General features: G+C 65.1%; 1 protein-coding gene and 1 pseudogene. One reads left to right on the top strand and one right to left on the bottom strand.

Annotated features, from left to right (window positions below; genetic code table 11):
• A pseudogene (locus tag MJ785_RS10520) lies at positions 1–548 on the top strand (Tn3 family transposase).
• A gap of 56 nt (positions 549–604) precedes the next feature.
• Here the strand turns inward: MJ785_RS10520 and MJ785_RS10515 are convergent.
• On the bottom strand, positions 605–1,075 hold the full coding sequence (locus MJ785_RS10515) for an HIT family protein (RefSeq protein ID WP_239311344.1): 471 nt from the start codon (positions 1,073–1,075) through the stop codon (positions 605–607).
• Between the last annotated feature and the right edge of the window lie 363 nt (positions 1,076–1,438).

Genomic DNA, 1,438 nt, shown 5'->3' with positions numbered 1-1,438 from the left:
CTGCTCCCGCGCATCAAACGGATCAACAGGGTTCGGCTCTACCGGCCGGCCGCCGGCGAGCCGGACGCCTACCCGCGGCTCGCGCCGGCGCTGACCCGGCCGATCCGCTGGGACGTCGTCGCCGAACAGTACGACCAGATGATCAAATACGCCACCGCGATCCGGACCGGCACCGCTTCCGCCGAGGCGATCCTGCGCCGCTTCATCCGGGCCAACGCGATCCACCCCACCTACCAGGCCATGGCGGCGACATCGCCACCAACCGCCGCGACGAGCAGGAACTCTCCGTCCTCTGCCTGCGCGTGCTCCAAGCCGCCCTAGTCTACGTCAACACCCTCATGGTCCAGGACGTCCTCGCCGACGACGACTGGGCCGAGCAGCTGACCGACGCCGACCGGCGCGGCCTCACACCCTTGTTCTGGACGCACGTCGCCCCATACGGTGAGGTGAAACTCGACATGACCAGCCGTCTGACACTCGGCGTGTCCACCGCGGCGCCGCTGGTGTTGACCCGGCTTGGCAGACCTCGGGTCGGGGGAAGAGACTGAGATGCCGGGTCCGGCTGGTAACCGCCTCCCTCGCCAGGAGAGTTCGGCGACGCTCGTCACGTGCCGTACGCGTCGCGCGTGAGGGTGGATAATGTCGCTCGTAGATCGGCGTTAAGCTGGTTGTGTGCCGCGCTAATCGCGTGTTCCTTCTTCGTCCGCTCCGCGCCATACAGGTAGACGGGGCCGACCCGGAGACTCTCCTCCTCCCACCTGTAACGCGCGTGTACATGGCCGTGGAGATGCGGCCAGAGGTTCCCCAACACTTCGTAGTTGATTCGCAGAAAGTCTTCGTCGCGAGCCGCGCATACCTGAGCGACAGCCTCGCCGAGAAGAGACAGGTCGAAAAGGAAGTCCATTCGTTCTGGGCGGGGAAGGTCCGTCAGATGGTTTGCCGATCCGGCGTAGACGAGCAGGCAGTAGCCGGGGAGATGCTGCGTGCTGCCCAGCACTGCCCATCCAGTGCGCATTCTATGGAGAACGTGGGGTTCCTCACCGCGTTCCAACGTGGTAAGCCATTCGCTGCTCATGTTCACACCCTCTGTGCCCTGCGCTGTGTCTGCGCGGTCTACCCCAACGGGCGCTATACCTTAGCATAAGCGCATGATCGATCAGGTCGCTACGCTGTGTGATTTGGCTGAAGGTCGGTGGGGGTGTGTCACGGAGCGGCAGGCGGAGAGAGCCGGTGTCTCGGTCGTCGAGCTCGGGCGCTTCAAAGAAGCAGGGGTCGTTGAGCCTGTCATCGAGGGGGTGATGCGTATTCGCGCTGGTGGGAGGCATCTTTTTCCGCGGCTGTACAGCCAGTGGCTGATGCTGGACCCGGAGCGGCCAGGGTGGCTGCGGGATGCCCCAGGGTGCGGCGTTGTCTCCCATGCCACGGCGCTGCGGGTCTA

Origin of the sequence: Protofrankia sp. CiT1 (genome assembly GCF_917627335.1) — a bacterium.
GTDB lineage: Bacteria > Actinomycetota > Actinomycetes > Frankiales > Frankiaceae > Protofrankia.
This window is presented reverse-complemented; position numbering and strand designations above follow the sequence as displayed.